Annotated in this window: 13 protein-coding genes; 8 read left to right on the top strand and 5 right to left on the bottom strand. The window is 75.3% G+C overall.

The genetic code is table 11. From position 1 onward, the window contains the following. The first annotated feature begins 135 nt into the window (after positions 1-135). From ACIRPP_RS01650 to ACIRPP_RS01640, 3 genes are all read left to right on the top strand, one after another. Positions 136-1,422 (top strand): glycosyltransferase, encoded by a 1,287-nt coding sequence (locus tag ACIRPP_RS01650; RefSeq protein WP_403636992.1) that lies wholly within the window; start codon positions 136-138, stop codon positions 1,420-1,422. Next, positions 1,419-2,816, top strand: coding sequence for a hypothetical protein (locus ACIRPP_RS01645; protein ID WP_403636991.1), 1,398 nt, complete (start codon positions 1,419-1,421; stop codon positions 2,814-2,816). Before ACIRPP_RS01650 ends, ACIRPP_RS01645 begins: the two co-directional genes overlap by 4 nt. Positions 2,817-2,917: 101 nt before the next feature. Beyond that, positions 2,918-3,325 carry a helix-turn-helix domain-containing protein gene (locus ACIRPP_RS01640; protein ID WP_403636990.1) on the top strand — a complete coding sequence of 136 codons (408 nt, stop codon included), beginning with the start codon at positions 2,918-2,920 and terminating at the stop codon, positions 3,323-3,325. A gap of 42 nt (positions 3,326-3,367) precedes the next feature. Here the strand turns inward: ACIRPP_RS01640 and ACIRPP_RS01635 are convergent, their stop codons facing one another. Next, a complete protein-coding gene (locus ACIRPP_RS01635) occupies positions 3,368-3,712 on the bottom strand; it encodes a DUF6343 family protein (RefSeq protein WP_403636988.1) in 345 nt (114 codons plus the stop codon). Positions 3,713-3,950: 238 nt separating this feature from the next. Between ACIRPP_RS01635 and ACIRPP_RS01630 the strand changes: the two genes are divergently transcribed. Continuing rightward, positions 3,951-6,041: a SpoIIE family protein phosphatase gene (locus ACIRPP_RS01630; RefSeq protein ID WP_403637569.1), complete on the top strand. Its 2,091-nt coding sequence runs from the start codon at positions 3,951-3,953 to the stop codon at positions 6,039-6,041. Between the two features lie 182 nt (positions 6,042-6,223). Here the strand turns inward: ACIRPP_RS01630 and ACIRPP_RS01625 are convergent, their stop codons facing one another. Continuing rightward, the gene (locus tag ACIRPP_RS01625; RefSeq protein WP_403636987.1) at positions 6,224-6,739 is read right to left on the bottom strand and encodes a flavodoxin domain-containing protein; all 516 of its coding nucleotides are present in this window, start codon (positions 6,737-6,739) and stop codon (positions 6,224-6,226) included. 217 nt (positions 6,740-6,956) lie between these two features. On the opposite strand from ACIRPP_RS01625, the gene ppk2 reads away from it, so the two are divergent. Continuing rightward, the gene (gene ppk2, locus ACIRPP_RS01620; RefSeq protein WP_403636985.1) at positions 6,957-7,760 is read left to right on the top strand and encodes a polyphosphate kinase 2; all 804 of its coding nucleotides are present in this window, start codon (positions 6,957-6,959) and stop codon (positions 7,758-7,760) included. A 108-nt stretch (positions 7,761-7,868) separates the two neighbouring features. Beyond that, complete coding sequence (locus tag ACIRPP_RS01615) at positions 7,869-8,315, top strand: universal stress protein (protein WP_403636984.1); 447 nt, start codon at positions 7,869-7,871, stop codon at positions 8,313-8,315. A 21-nt stretch (positions 8,316-8,336) separates the two neighbouring features. Here the strand turns inward: ACIRPP_RS01615 and ACIRPP_RS01610 are convergent, their stop codons facing one another. Next, positions 8,337-9,080: a CBS domain-containing protein gene (locus tag ACIRPP_RS01610; protein WP_403636983.1), complete on the bottom strand. Its 744-nt coding sequence runs from the start codon at positions 9,078-9,080 to the stop codon at positions 8,337-8,339. Between the two features lie 119 nt (positions 9,081-9,199). Beyond that, positions 9,200-10,270, bottom strand: a complete 1,071-nt coding sequence (locus ACIRPP_RS01605) for an alcohol dehydrogenase catalytic domain-containing protein (RefSeq protein WP_403636981.1) — start codon at positions 10,268-10,270, stop codon at positions 9,200-9,202. A 292-nt stretch (positions 10,271-10,562) separates the two neighbouring features. Here ACIRPP_RS01605 and ACIRPP_RS01600 point away from each other — a divergent pair, with 292 nt between their 5' ends. Continuing rightward, a complete protein-coding gene (locus tag ACIRPP_RS01600) occupies positions 10,563-12,515 on the top strand; it encodes a PAS domain S-box protein (RefSeq protein WP_403636979.1) in 1,953 nt (650 codons plus the stop codon). Between the two features lie 63 nt (positions 12,516-12,578). Here ACIRPP_RS01600 and ACIRPP_RS01595 read toward each other — a convergent pair whose 3' ends face one another. Continuing rightward, positions 12,579-13,925, bottom strand: coding sequence for a PP2C family protein-serine/threonine phosphatase (locus ACIRPP_RS01595; protein WP_403636977.1), 1,347 nt, complete (start codon positions 13,923-13,925; stop codon positions 12,579-12,581). A gap of 210 nt (positions 13,926-14,135) precedes the next feature. Here ACIRPP_RS01595 and ACIRPP_RS01590 point away from each other — a divergent pair, with 210 nt between their 5' ends. Continuing rightward, positions 14,136-14,399, top strand: coding sequence for a lipopolysaccharide assembly protein LapA domain-containing protein (locus ACIRPP_RS01590; protein ID WP_403636976.1), 264 nt, complete (start codon positions 14,136-14,138; stop codon positions 14,397-14,399). The last annotated feature ends 49 nt before the right edge of the window (positions 14,400-14,448 follow it).

The raw sequence follows: 14,448 nt of genomic DNA, 5'->3' as shown, positions 1-14,448 counted from the left end.
ACGACCGTTTTCACCACGATCGTTTCGACCACGACCGTGAGCCGTCCGTCCGCACCCGTCCACCGACCTGTTCGGCATGCACCCGTCAGTCGGGCGCGCCGTTTCCGTCCCGCCGAGAGAGACCGTGATCCAGCCATGAGTACCGCGAGGCGGTCCGCCCCGGCCGGCCGCCGCACCCCCTCCACCGCCGCGGCGCCGGCCGTACTGCCGCGCCGCGCGCCGCTCCCCGCGGGCCATCCGGATCCGGTGCTGGACGTCGTCGTCCCCGTGCACAACGAGGAGAACGACCTGGAGCCCTGCGTCCGGCGGCTCCACACCCACCTGACGGAAACGTTCCCCTACGCGTTCCGCATCACCGTCGCCGACAACGCCAGCACCGACCGCACCCCGGTGATCGCGGCACGCCTGGCCCGCGAGCTGCCGGGCACCGACTGGATCCGGCTGGCCGCGAAGGGGCGCGGCCGGGCGCTGCACGCCGCCTGGACCCGGTCCCGCGCCCCGGTGCTCGCCTACCTCGACGTGGACCTGTCCACCGACCTCGCCGCCCTGCTGCCGCTGGTCGCCCCGCTGATCTCCGGGCACTCGGACGTCGCCATCGGCACCCGCCTGGCCCGTGGTTCCCGGGTGGTGCGCGGCCCCAAACGGGAGATCATCTCGCGCTGCTACAACCACCTGCTCCGCGGCACCCTCGCGGTGGGCTTCACCGACGCGCAGTGCGGATTCAAGGCGGTGCGGCGGGACGTCGCCGAACACCTGCTGCCGCTGGTCGAGGACCGCGAGTGGTTCTTCGACACCGAACTGCTGGTGCTCGCCGAGCGTGCCGGGCTGCGCATCCACGAGGTGCCGGTGGACTGGGTGGACGACCCCGACAGCCGGGTCGACCTCCTCTCCACCGCCCTGGCCGACCTGCGCGGCATGGCCCGGCTCGGGCGCGCCCTCGCCGGCGGGCGGCCGCCGTTGACCGCGCTGCGCCGCGCCGACGGACTGCCGCCCGGCCTGGTCCCGCAGTTGCTGCGGTTCGCCGCGGTCGGCGCCGCCAGCACGCTGTTCCACCTGCTGCTGTACACGGTGCTGCGGCCCTGGACCGGGGCGCAGGCGGCCAACGCGCTCGCCCTGCTGGCCGGCACGCTCGCCAACACCGCCGCGAACCGCCGGCTCACCTTCGGCGTACGGGGGCGCGGCGGGGTGCTGCGGCATCACCTGAAGGGCCTGGCCGCCTTCCTGGTCGGTCTGGCCCTGACCAGCGGCTCGCTGGCCCTGCTGCACCGCGCGGTGCCCGGCGCCTCCCCCGGCGCCGAGCTGCTGACCCTGGTCCTGGCCGGCCTCGCCGCGACCCTGCTGCGTTTTCTCCTCCTGCGGGCCTGGGTGTTCCCCGGCTCCCGTTCCGCCTCCCGCCGCACGACAGGAACCCCCCGCCCATGAGCACCGGCACCGGCCGGACCGGCCCGCCTCCCTCCGCCGTCACCCCGGCTGCCGTCACCCCGACCGCAGGCACCCCGACCGCCGGCACCCCGACCGCCGGCACCCCGGCTTCCGTCACCCCGGCCGCGGTCGTCCCGGCGCGCGCCCCGGACCCCGCTCCTGACCCCGCTCCGGCCACCCGCACCCCCGCGCGGCGGCCCGTCCGGCACGCGTGGCTGCGCCGGGCGGCCGCGGAGCACGGCCCGGTGCTCGCCGTGTACGGCGTGCTGAAGCTGGCCGGGTTCGCCGTGTTCATGTACCTGCTGGACGCGGCCGGTGACTTCCGCGAGAAGCACCCGCGGTTCGGCGGCGGCGAGCACCCCTGGGACGTCCTCGGCAGCTGGGACGGCTGGTGGTACCAGCAGATCGCCCTGCACGGCTACGACCCCGCCCTGGAACCCGTCCCGGGCGCCACCGGCCTGATCACCCTGGAGGGCAACTCGGCGGCGTTCTTCCCGCTGTACCCGGCCCTGATGCGGATGGTCTCGGAGGTGACCGGGCTCGGCCCGTACGGCTCCGGCATGGCCGTCGCGGTCGTCGCCTCCTTCGTCGCGGCCCTCGGGATCCACGCCGTGACGGCCCGGCTGGGCGGTCGCCGGGCCGGGCTGATCGCGGTGGGGCTGTGGGCGGTGTGGCCCGGGTCGGGCGCGCAGTGGGCGGTGTACTCCGAGTCGGTGTACACGGCGCTCGCGGCCTGGGCCTGCTACGCCGTCCTGACCCGGCGCTGGCTCACCGCCGGGGTCCTCGTCTTCACGGCCGGGCTGGCCCGCCCGACCGCCGTGGCACTGGTCGCCGCCCTCGCGGTGGCCGGACTGGTGGCGGTGTGGCGCCGCCGGGAGCGTCTGCGCCGTCCGCTGGCCGCGGTGCTGATCGCGCCGCTCGGGACCGCCGGATACCTGGGCTGGGTCGGATACCGCATGGGCGAGTGGAACGGCTACAGCACCCTCCAGGACGGCGCCTGGGCCCACAGGTTCGACTACGGCCGCCACACCCTCGACGTGCTCTCCTCCGTGCCCGTGGGCCACTTCGACTATCTCTTCGCGATGCCCTTCGAGGACGTCGTCGGGGTCGGGGTGGTGCTCCTGGTGCCGGTGCTCACGGTGCTGCTGGTCCGGCTGCGCCCGCCGGCCGTCCTGGTCGTCTACACGGTGCTGTCCTACCTGATGGTGATGGGCACCCAGCAGATCTTCGGCAACGTCTCCCGCTACCTGCTCCCGCTGTTCCCGCTCGTCATCCCCTTGGCCCTGGCGATGCGGCGCCTGCGCGGGCCCTCGCTGGCCGTGGTGCTGGGCACGGCGGCGCTGGCCTCGGGCTCGTACGCGGGGTACGTGCTGTTCGAGCTCGGGGTGCCGTGACCGGAAGCCGACCGTGTCGGCCGCGTCCGCAGGGGGCAGACTGACGACATCCGCCGGTGCGGCGCAGCCGAGCCGTCGCGCCGTCGTCCGCGGGAGTCCTCATGTGGAAACGCCCCCGGCGCGGTGGGCATGCCCACCGCGACGACATCCCCCCGGTCGAGCTGTGCGACCAGTGCGGCGCGGTCTTCCCCGCCGACCGGGCGGTGTGCGCCCTGGTGCCCGACTCCTCCTGCGCGCAGGGGCGCGGCGGCCGCGCCGACGGCCTGCGCCTGCTCACCGCCTGCGGCGAGCAGCATCTCGAGGAGCTCCGGGAGGACTACCGGCGCCGCCCCTTCGTCGAGGAGGAGCTGTGGGCCGCGAAGGTCACCCAGGCGCTCAGCGCGGGCCCGCCCGCCCTCACGGTCGCCGAGGTCGCCCGCCGCACCGGCCTGCACGAGCCGGAGATCCACCGTGCCGTCCTCTGGCACAACCGGCGCCTGCGCGAGGCCCGCGAGCAGCCGGACCCCTGACCGGCGCCCCCGTCGCCACGGGGCCGCGCAAGGCGCGGCGCCTCACCGCCCGGCGGTGCGGCCGCGGCGCTCGCTCCGGCGCCGCCGCAGGACGACCAGGACGTCCGCCGCGGCGATCAGGGCCAGCACGGCGCACGCCACGGTGATGCCGACGAGTGGGCCGCGGCCCGGGCTGTCGCCGGCGTCCGAGTCCGCCGCCCACAGGGCGAACAGGACGGTCGCCGCGACGAACAGCGGCAGGAAGAAGCCGGACAGGAGCAGGCGCAGCCCCAACGGGCTCCGGGCCGTCACCGGTTCGGTGCCGCTGCGCCGGGAGCGCCGGCCGGTCGCCCCGTGGTGCGGACGGCGGGCGGGGTCCCCCGTCCGGGCCTGCTGATCGTGCTGCATCCTGTCCTCCTCCGACGCCTCGGCGCGGCCGATCGGCACCGTCGACCGCACACGGCCTCCCCTCTTCGCGTAGCCCCGGGGTGGCAGGGCAAACCCCCGGTCCCGGGTCGTCGGCGCCGTGCCTGGATGCCGCTGCCGGGGGCCGGGCGTATGGTCCCCCTATGGACGACGCTCGGTGCGGCCGGTGCGGCACCGCCCCACCGCGACCGTCGCCGCCGCGGACCGGGACGGGCAGTTGATGGACACGGCGCTGACCACGGTGGTGCGGGACTGCGGGGCGACCGGCGCGCTGCTGTACGTGCTGCCGCCCGGCGGGAGCGCGCTGTGGCTGGTGATGGTCGCCGGCGCTCCGCAGGAGATGGCCGCCCCCTGGCGGCGGGTGGCCCTGACCGACCCCATTCCGGTGGCGGACGCCGTGCGGCACCGGCGCCTGGTGTGGATCGGGGGCCAGGAGGAGATGGCCCGCCGCTACCCGAAACCCGCGCTGGTCCTGCCCTACGACTTCTCCCTGGCCGCCGCGCCGGTCGCCGCCGGAGAGTCGGTGTGGGGCGGGCTGGTCCTGCTGTGGCCCTCCTCCCACGGTCCGGACCTGAGCCCAGCGGAGCGCGAGGCCCTCGAAGCCGGGTGCCAGCACCTGGGGCGCGTCATGCAGCAGAGCGCCGAGCGCGGCGACCCCCTGATGCCCAGGGGCCGTCCCCGCGTCCTCCCCCCGCTGCCGCCCCGGATCCGGCCCGTCGCCGAGGCGCGCGCGATGACCGCCTTCGTCGAGCGCCTGCCCGGCGGTTCGTGCGCGCTGGACCTCAGCGGCCGCATCACGTTCATCACCCCCGAGGCGGCCGGTCTGGTGGCCGCAGACCGCTCCGCCCTGCTGGGCGCCCTGTTGTGGGAGGCTCTGCCGTGGATGGACGTCCCCCATGTCGAGGACCGCTACCGGGCCGCGCTGGTCACCCGTCGCCCGCAGGTGTTCACGGTGCTGCGGCCCCCGGGCACGTGGCTGACCTTCGAGCTGTACCCGGACTCCTCCGGCATCAGCGTCCGCATCCTGCCCGGCCGGGCGGACGACGGCGCCCCGAAACCCCCTTCCGTGCCGGCCACCGGTCCGGGCCGCTCCACTGTGCTGTACCACCTCATGCACCTGGCGGCCACGCTCACCGAGGCGGTCGGCGTGCAGGACGTGGTGGACCAGACCGCCGACCAGCTGATGCCGGCGCTCGACGTACAGGCCATGATGCTGATGACCGCGGACGACGGCCGGCTGATGATCGTCGGGCACCGCGGGTACCAGGCGGACGTCCTCGACCGCTACGACGCCGCGCCGCTCTCCCCGGACATCCCCGCCGTCAGGCCCCTGACGACGGGTGAGCCGGACTTCTTCGCCTCCTTCGCGGAACTGAAGAGCGCCTACCCGGGCGCGGTGCACGAGGACGGGATGTCCGCGTGGGCACTGCTGCCGCTGATCGCCTCCGGCCGCCCGATCGGCTCCCTGCTGCTCGCCTACGAGCGGCCCCATTCCTTCCCGCCCGGTGAACGCGCCGTGCTGACCTCCCTGGCCGGGCTGGTCGGCCAGGCCCTGGACCGGGCCCGGCTCTACGACAGCAAGCACGCCCTCGCCCACCGGCTGCAGGCGGCCCTCCTCCCCCACACCCTTCCGGTGGTCGACGGCCTCGAGGTGACCGCCCGCTATCTCCCCGCCGCCCGCGGCCTGGGCATCGGCGGGGACTTCTACGACCTCATCCGGCTCGACCGGCACACGGTGGTCGCCACCATCGGCGACGTGCAGGGCCACAACGTGGACGCCGCCGCCCTCATGGGCCAGGTGCGCACCGCCGTCCACGTCCACGCCGCCCTCGGCGCTCCCCCGGACACCGTCCTGACGGGCACCAACCGGCTGCTCGCCGACCTCGACCCGGGCCTGTTCACCAGCTGTCTGTACGCCCACCTCGACCTCGCCGGCCGCCGCGTCCGCCTGGCCACCGCCGGGCACCCGCCGCCCCTGCTGCGGCACGCGGACGGACGGACCGTTCTGCTCCGCGTCCCGCCCGGTCTGCTGCTGGGCGTCGAACCGCACGCCGACTACCCGGCGCTGGAGTTCCCGCTGCCTCCCGGCTGCGTGCTCGTCCTGTACACGGACGGGCTGGTCGAGGCGCCCGGGGTGGACTTCGACGACGCGGTCGCCACCCTCGCCGGGCTGGTGGAGGCCGCCGATCCGACCGACCTGGACGCCATGGCCGACAACCTCGTCCGGCACGTGCCCGCCCCGGGGGACGACATCGCGCTGCTGCTGATCCGCCCCGAGGCCCGGGCCCGCACCGGCCCGGGCGGCGGCTGAACACGGCCGGACCCGCCCTCAGCCGGGCTCGCCTCTTGCCCTACCGCAGCGTCCGGTCGGCCGGAGCGGTGCGCGGGGCGGCCGACCGGGCGACGCACCGCGGCCCCGCGCGATGGCGGTCGGTGGACTCGCCTCCCCGGCGACGGCCCGGTGCGCCGCCGCCCGGACGGCGCACCCGGTGGTCAGGCGGAGCCGCCGACACCGGCCCCGGTCAGTTCCCCCGCCACCCGCGCGGACCAGCGTTCGATCGCGTCGAAGTCGCGGAAGTCCCCGCCCTTGCCGGAGCGCAGGATCATCCGGGCGACGAAGCCCTTCGCGCCGTCCTCCAGACGGCCGCCGAAGGTCGCGTGGTCCACGGCGTCCGTGCGGTCCATGAGCCGGCGGACGCCGGGGGCGGGCGGGATGTCCTTCTCGGAGGCCGAGGCGTCCAGCGGCCCGCTGCTGAAGAACCACAGCGGCATCCCGGCGAGGTCCCGGCGGTACCGGCGCACGAAGCGCCGGGCGTCCCGGTGCCAGCGTCCGGCGTACAGGCCGCCGCCCACCACGACGGCGTCGTACGGCGTCACGCTGCGCACCGACCGGGCGGGCAGGGCCTCGGCCGTCAGCCCCTCACGGCGAAGGACGCCGGCGACGGCCTCGGCGATCTCCGCCGTCGAGCCGTTGGTCGTTCCGTAGGCGACCAGCACGGTGTTCGTCATCGCGGACCGCCTCCTCTCACGGTCGCGGACTGCTCCACGCTTCGAGCGTCCGCCGTCCCGCCCCCGGTGCCCAGGGGCCGACCGGGCCCGGCCGGAGGGCCGGTCGGCCCCCGCCGGGTGCGCGGTCCGGCGCCGCTCAGTAGCGTGACGCCGGGTGGTGGACTCGGCGGAGTGACCCGGCGGAGCACGGCCGGATCACCGGGCGGTGGAGGCGTTCATGGCGGACACGGCGGCGGCGAAGGTGCCGCGCAAGGTCTACGAGAAGGAACTGCTGCGGCTGCAGACGGAACTGGTGCGGCTGCAGGAGTGGGTGCGGGCGGAGGGCGTCCGGCTGGTCGTGGTCTTCGAGGGCCGGGACGCGGCCGGCAAGGGCGGCACCATCAAGCGGGTCGCCGAGCACCTCAACCCGCGCGGCGCGCGCATCGCGGCGCTGCCGAAACCGACGGAGCGCGAGCGGACCCAGTGGTACTTCCAGCGGTACGTGCAGCATCTGCCGGCCGCCGGGGAGATCGTGCTGTTCGACCGGTCCTGGTACAACCGGGCCGGCGTCGAGCACGTCATGGGCTTCTGCACCAAGGAGGAGTACCAGCTGTTCCTGCGCCAGTGCCCCCTGTTCGAGCGGATGCTGGTGGAGGACGGGATCCTGCTGCGCAAGTACTGGTTCTCGGTCAGCGACGCCGTGCAGCAGGAGCGGTTCCAGCGCCGCCTGGAGGACCCGCGGCGCCGCTGGAAGCTGTCGCCGATGGACCTGGAGTCGATCACCCGGTGGGAGGCCTACTCCCGGGCCAAGGACGAGATGATGGTGCACACGGACATCGCCGAGGCGCCGTGGTTCGTCGTGGAGAGCGACGACAAGCGCCGGGCGCGGCTGAACACCATCGCGCACCTGCTGTCCTCCGTTCCCTACACGGAGGTGACGCCGCCCGTCCTGGAGCTGCCGGAACGCCCGCCGTCGACCGGTTACCGCCGTCCGCCGCGCGAGCTGCAGACCTACGTCCCCGACCACGCGGCGAGCCTCTGACCCGCGGCCCGCGGCCCGTGTCCGGACCCGTTGGGCACGTCCGGTTGGCGGGGCGGCCCCGGGCGGGGCAGCGTGGACGTAGGACAACGTCGACCCAGTGAGGTGGCCATGGAATCCCTCGAGCCGGTTCCTCTGGTGGTAGTGGGCGTGGACGGTTCCCCCGCGTCGTACGAGGCCCTGCGCTGGGCGGCACGGTACGCGGAGCTGGTCGGCGGTGAGGTGGAGGCGATCCACTCCTGGGACACCTGGGTGACGCCGAGCTGGGGCGGGCGCGCCATCGAGCCCGACCTCGACCTGGAGCAGGCGCGGCACCGCTTCGGGCAGGCGCTGGAGGCGGCCTTCCCCGGGGAGCGTCCGCCGGGGCTGCGGGAGCGCCTGGTCGAGGGCGACCCGTCGGAGGTGCTGATCCGTGCCTCGGAGCGGGCGGACCTGCTCGTGGTCGGTCACCGGGGCCGGGGAGGCTTCGCCAGGACCATGCTCGGCTCGGTCAGCCAGCGCTGCGCCCAGCACGCCGCCTGCCCCGTGGTGGTGGTCCGGGAGAACCGCAAGCCCTGACCGTGCGGCCGGCGGGCGGGGTCAGGAGGCTTCGGCCTTCTCCGGTGTCCCGTCCGTCCCGTTCCTCTCGCCGTGACGCTCCGCGCCGTCCGCGAAGTCCGGGTCGAGGGGCGGGCGCCGTCGGGGGCCCGACAGCAGGCTGTGCACGTCCACCACGCCCTCGACGGAGCGGACGACCCGCACCGCGAAGGGCACCAGGGAGGGGTCGGGAACGTGGCCGGTGAGGGTGACCACGCCGTCGCGCACGTCCACCCGCACCGCCTCCATGGAGGCGGGGAAGCGCCGGGAGGCGATCACGCCGCGGATCTCCCGGGCGATCTCGTCGTCGCCGCGCAGGAACACCTTCAGCAGGTCGGCACGGCTGACGATGCCCTTCAGCACGCCCTCGCCGTCGACCACCGGCAGCCGCTTCACCCCGCGCCGGGCCATGATGCGGGCGGCCCGGGCCGGCGTGGCGTCGGGGGTGACGGTCAGGGCCGGGGCGGTCATGAGCTGCTCCGCGGTCACCGCGTCGGCCTTGTGCGGCTCGGCAGGGCCGCGCAGGAAGACGGGGCCGGGCGGGTCGCTGTCGCGGAATTCCTCCTTGCGGAGCAGATCGGCCTCCGACACGACGCCGATGACCCGGCCCGCGTCGTCCAGGACGGGCAGCGCGCTGACCCGCCACTGCTTCAAGGTCCTGGCGATGTCCTTGAACGTCGCCCCGCCGGCCAGGGCCACCACGGTGCGCGTCATGACGTCGGCGACGGTCTTCGGGGAGTTCTCCATGATCTCCACCCACCTGCTCGGATGTCGTCGGGCGGACACTCCCAGCGTCGGTGACCGGACCGGCCCGGGACAGGGGCCGAAGGGCCCCCGCCCGGGTGCCGGAGGTCACTGCGCTGCCGTCACCCGGCCCGCACGGCGACGACGTCGTGGGGTTCCTCACCCACCACGACCTTGAGGGCACCGGTCTCGGCGGCGCCCGCGAACACGTCGTAGGCCTCCTGCATCCCGTCCGGCCCGAACGTGTGGGTGACCAGCTGCGAGGTCGGCAGCCGGCCGGCGGCGGCCATCCGCAGCAGCACGGGGGTGGTCCGGGTGTCGACGAGGCCCGTGGTGATCGTCAGGTTCCTGATCCACAGGTCCTCCAGGTGCAGGGTGACGGGTTTGCCGTGGACCCCGACATTGGCGACGCGTCCGCCGGGCCGCACCATGCGGGCGCACATCTCGAACGTGCCGGGCACGCCGACCGCTTCGATCGCGACGTCGGCGCCCTGCCCGTCCGTGAGGTCGGCGACCAGTTGCGCGGGGTCCTCCCCCGCGTCGGCCACGGCGTCGGCGCCGAGCTTCCGGGCGGCCTCCAGCCGGGACGCGGCCAGGTCGACCGCGATGATCCGCTCGGGGGCGAAGAACCGGGCGGTGGCGACGGCGGCCAGCCCGACGGGTCCCGCGCCGACGACCACGACGGTGTCCCCGGGCCGCACCCTCCCGTTGAGCACGCCCACCTCGTAGGCGGTGGGGAAGATGTCGGCCAGCAGCACGGCGTCCCGGTCGGCCACCGCGCCCGGCAGCGGATGCAGGGACAGGTCGGCGAACGGCACGCGGACGTACTCGGCCTGGGTGCCGTCGACGGTGTGGCCGAGGATCCAGCCGCCGCCCCCGCGGCACTGCCCGTACATGCCCTGCCGGCAGGAGGGGCACCGTCCGCAGGAGCTGATGCAGGAGACCAGCACCCGGTCGCCGGGACGTACGGCGGTCACGGCGCTCCCCGCCTCGACGACCTCGCCCACCGCCTCGTGACCGAGCACGGTGCCGGGCGGCACCTCGGGCACGTCGCCCTTGAGGATGTGCAGGTCGGTCCCGCAGACGGTCACGGCGGTGACCCGGACGACGGCGTCGGTGGCGTCCCGCAGGCCCGGGTCGGGGACCTCCTCCCACGCGGCCCGCCCGGGGCCGTGGAAGACGTAACCCTTCATGCCGCACCTCGCTTCCGTGGTGGTCCGGCGGGACCCGGCGCGCGGCCGGTGTCCGCCCTCTCTCCAGCTTGTCCGACCCGCGGCCGATCCGCTCGGGGCGGCCGTCCCCCGCCCGGCGGCCCCTGCCGGCCGGGGCGGAGGAGGACACCCCGGGCGCTGAGCCGGTCACAAGCGGTGCGTCACCGGGCGGGCCCGGCCCGAAAGTCGCCGTTTTGGGACAACGGGGCCCGGTCCGCGTCCGGGTGCGCTGGGATGGCCGGACATCACTGGCAGCAGGGCGGCTGGGGCGGACATGAGCGACAACACCGGCGGTACGGCCACGCATCCGCTCGCGGTTCTCCCCCCGGGCCGGCCGGCGGCCTGCGCGCGGCCCGGCGAACCGGGAGCGGCCGAGGAGCGGTTCCGCGGCCTGCTGGAGGCGGCACCGGACGCCATGGTCATCGTCGACGGGACCGGGACGATCGCCCTGGTGAACGCCCAGACCGAGGCGCTGTTCGGCTACGAGCGCGGGGAACTCCTCGGCCAACCGGTCGAGTTGCTCGTCCCGCAGCGCTCGCGCGGTCACCACACCCTGCACCGCGACGCCTACCTGGCGAACCGGCAGGTCCGCCCGATGGGAGCCGGTCTCGACCTGTACGGACTGCGCCGCGACGGCAGCGAGTTCCCCGTCGAGATCAGCCTCAGCCCGCTGGAGACCGCCGAGGGTCTGCTGATCTCCGCCGCCGTCCGCGACGTGAGCGACCGCAAGGCCGCCGAGGAACGCATCAGCGAGCTGGCCGCCCTGGTGGAGTCCTCCCAGGACGCCATCCTCGCCAAGACGCTCGACGGCCGGATCACCTACTGGAACGCCGCCGCCCAGCGGCTGTACGGGTACACCGCCGCCGAGGTGATGGGCCGGCACATCTCCCTCCTCGCCCCCGACGGCCACCAGGACGAGATCGCCGCGCTGCTGGACCGGCTCCGGCTCGGCGAGAAGGTGGAGCACTTCGAGACGCTGCGCCTCACCCGGTCCGGTGCGCTGCTGGACGTGGACGTCACCCTGTGGCCGCGGCGGGCGCAGGACGGCACGGTCATCGGCGTGTGCGCGATCGTCCGCGACATCAGCGACCGCAAGCGGGCCGAGGCGGAACTGACCGCCCTGTACGAGCAGCAGCGCCATGTCGCCCTGACCCTGCAGCGCAGCCTGATGGGCACCCCGCCGGACGTCCCCGGCCTGGTCACCGCGAGCCGCTACCGTCCGGCCACCCAGGGGGCGGGCGTGGGCGGCGACTGGTTCGATCTGATACCGCTGGGCGCCGGGCGGGTCGGCGTGCTGATCGGCGACGTGATGGGCCGCGGCCTGGAGGCGGCCGCCGTCATGGGCCAGCTGCGGTCGGCGGCGCACGCGCTGGCGAAGACGGGCATGCGGCCCCGGCGGCTGATGCAGGCCCTGGACGCCTGCGTCGCGGACCTGGACGTGCCCGACCAGCTGGTCACCTGCTGCTACCTCGTCGTGGCCGCCGACGAGGCGACGGTGACCCTGTGCTCCGCCGGACACCTGCCGGTGCTGGTGGCCGTGCCCGGGCAGGGGGCTCGGCCACTGGCGGCCCCGGTGAACGCGCCGCTCGGCGTGGGCGGCGTCCTCTACGAGCAGGCGTCGGCCGCGGTGCCGCCGGGCGCCACCCTGGTGCTCTACACCGACGGCCTGATCGAGACCCCGGGCTGCGACATCGAGGACAGCCTCGCCGCGCTCGCGTCCGCCTGCGGCGCCCTGTTCACCGCCGGGCCGCCGGGGCTGGACGAGGCGGCCGACCGCATCCTGTCCACCCTGCGGCCGGACGCCGAGGGCCACGACGACGACGTCACGCTGCTGCTCGCCCGGCTGCCCGCCGCGCCCCTGGCGTCCCTCACCACGACCCTGGCCACCCGGCCCGAGTCGGTGCCCGAGGGGCGCGCCTTCCTCAGCGAGGCGCTGATCGCCTGGGGCTGCGACGGGAAGGCCGACGACGCGCGCCTGCTCGTCTCCGAGCTGTTGACCAACGCCGTCCAGCACGCCCAGGGGCCGGTCACCCTGCACGTGTGCCGGACGGCGGCCGACGTCACCGTGGAGGTCGGGGACGGCAGCCCCTGCCTGCCGGAGCCCCGGCGGGCCGACGAGGACGAGGAGTGCGGCCGGGGGCTCAACCTCGTGCGCGTCCTCGCCGACAGCTGGGGCGTGCGCCCCACCGACGAAGGCAAGACCACCTGGTTCACCCTGCGCCTGTGACCGTCCGCCGGCCCGGGGAGCCGCCGGGGCGCCGGGCGGGGGCCACCGCGCGCCGCGGCGGTGTCACGTGGTCCGGCCGGCGCCGGGCGCGGGGAGCCTGAGGGCGAGGGCGGCGAGGTCGTCGTGCCCGTCGCTGGGGTGCCGGTCGGCCAGGGTCCGGCACAGTGCGTCGAGATCCTTGCCGATGTGCTGGGCGGCGAGGGCGGCCAGTTCGTCCATGCACGCGTCCAGGGGCCGGCGGGGGTGCTCCACCAGCCCGTCGGTGAACAGCAGGACCGTGTCCCCCGCCCGCAGCGGATGCGTGTGGTCGGGCCGCGGCACCGCTTCGTCGACGCCGAGCGGCAGGCCGGGGTCGGCGTGGAGGTAGCGGGTGCGGCCGTCGGCGGTGACGACCAGCGGCGGCAGGTGGCCCGCGGTGGACCAGTGCAGGTGCCGCCCGTCCCCGTCGCTCTCCACGCGGGCCAGGCAGGCGGTGGTGACCGGTGCCTCGGTGATCGCGTGCAGGGTGTGGTCGAGGCGGTGCAGGATCAGGCTGGGCGGCGTGCGGCGGTCGTAGAGCAGGGCCCGCAGCATGTTGCGGATTTGCGCCATGGCCGCGGCGGCCTTCATGTCGTGGCCGATGACGTCACCGATGATGACCGCGCAGCTGCCGTCCGGGAGCAGCAGGGCGTCGTACCAGTCCCCGCCCAGGTGGTGGCCGGGGGCGGTGGCGGGCCGGTAGACGGCGGCCGCCTCGAAGGGGGCGAGGTCGGGCAGGCGGGGCAGCAGCAGCCGCTGGAACTGCTCGGCGGAGGCGCGGGTCTGCTCGAACAGGCGGGCGTTCTCGATGGCGATGCCCGCGGCACCGGCGAGCGCCGTCACGACGGCCTCGTCCGCCTCGTCGAACGGCTCGCCGTCGCGCCGGTCGCACAGGTACAGGTTGCCGTAGATGCGCCCGCGCACGCTGATGGCCACCCCGAGCAGCGTGCGCATCGGCGGATGCCCGTCGGGGAAGCCGATGGAGTCGGGGTGGCGCGTCAGGTCCCGCACCCGCAGCGGCTCGGGGTGGTGGATCAGATGCCCGAGCAGTCCGCGGCCGTGCGGGAACTCGGAGCCGGCCAGGTCCCGGTACTCCTGGTCGCTCAGGCCGAGGGGGATGAACTCCTCCAGGCCGCTCGCCTCGTCGTCGAGGACGCCGAGGGCGCCGTAGCGGGCGTCGACCAGGTCCATCGCGGTGGTCACGATGCGCCGCAGGACGACGGGGAGCTCCAGTTCCCGGCTCAGTGAGAGGACGGCGGAGAGCAGGCCCGACATGCGCTGCCGGTCGGTCGCCGGCCTCGCGTACCCGGCCGTGGAGCGGTGCGGGTCCGTCGTCTCCCGTGGTGGGGACGTCTCCGGGCGTCGCCGACCGTCGTCCCGCGTCACGACCATCCACCTCTTCCCGGACCCGGGCGAGACGGTCCGTTTCCGCCGCCCACCTCATCGTGACCCGCGTTCCCGCCTCCCGCACGCAGGAACCACCCGGATCGCGCAGGCCGCCGGACGGCGCGCGGGCGGCCCACCGGGGCCGCCGGGGACGAGCACGCCGGCGGGGCGCACCGGAAGTCGCCGCGTGCGACGGCCGGGCCGATAATGGACGGTATGTCCCGGAACACCCGGAGCTCCGCCGGCGCGTACGGTCCGCCGACCGTGACGGTCAAGGGCCGGGCCGTCCGGCTGCGCACCATCGGGTCCCTGCTGATCGTGGCCGCGGCCATCTGGTTCATCGCCGCCAACACGGGCTCGGTCACGGTACGGCTGTGGATCCCCACGGTCACGCTCCCCCTGTGGAGCGTCCTGACCGTCACCCTCCTGGCCGGGCTGCTCCTCGGCCTGCTCGTCGCCCACCGCCGCGCCCGCCGGTAGCGTCCGGCGGCGGGCACGCCGTGCGGCGGGGTGCGTCCCGGCCCACGAC

Source organism: Streptomyces sp. NPDC101219, from assembly GCF_044767675.1.
In the GTDB taxonomy this organism is placed as follows: domain Bacteria; phylum Actinomycetota; class Actinomycetes; order Streptomycetales; family Streptomycetaceae; genus Streptomyces.
This window is presented reverse-complemented; position numbering and strand designations above follow the sequence as displayed.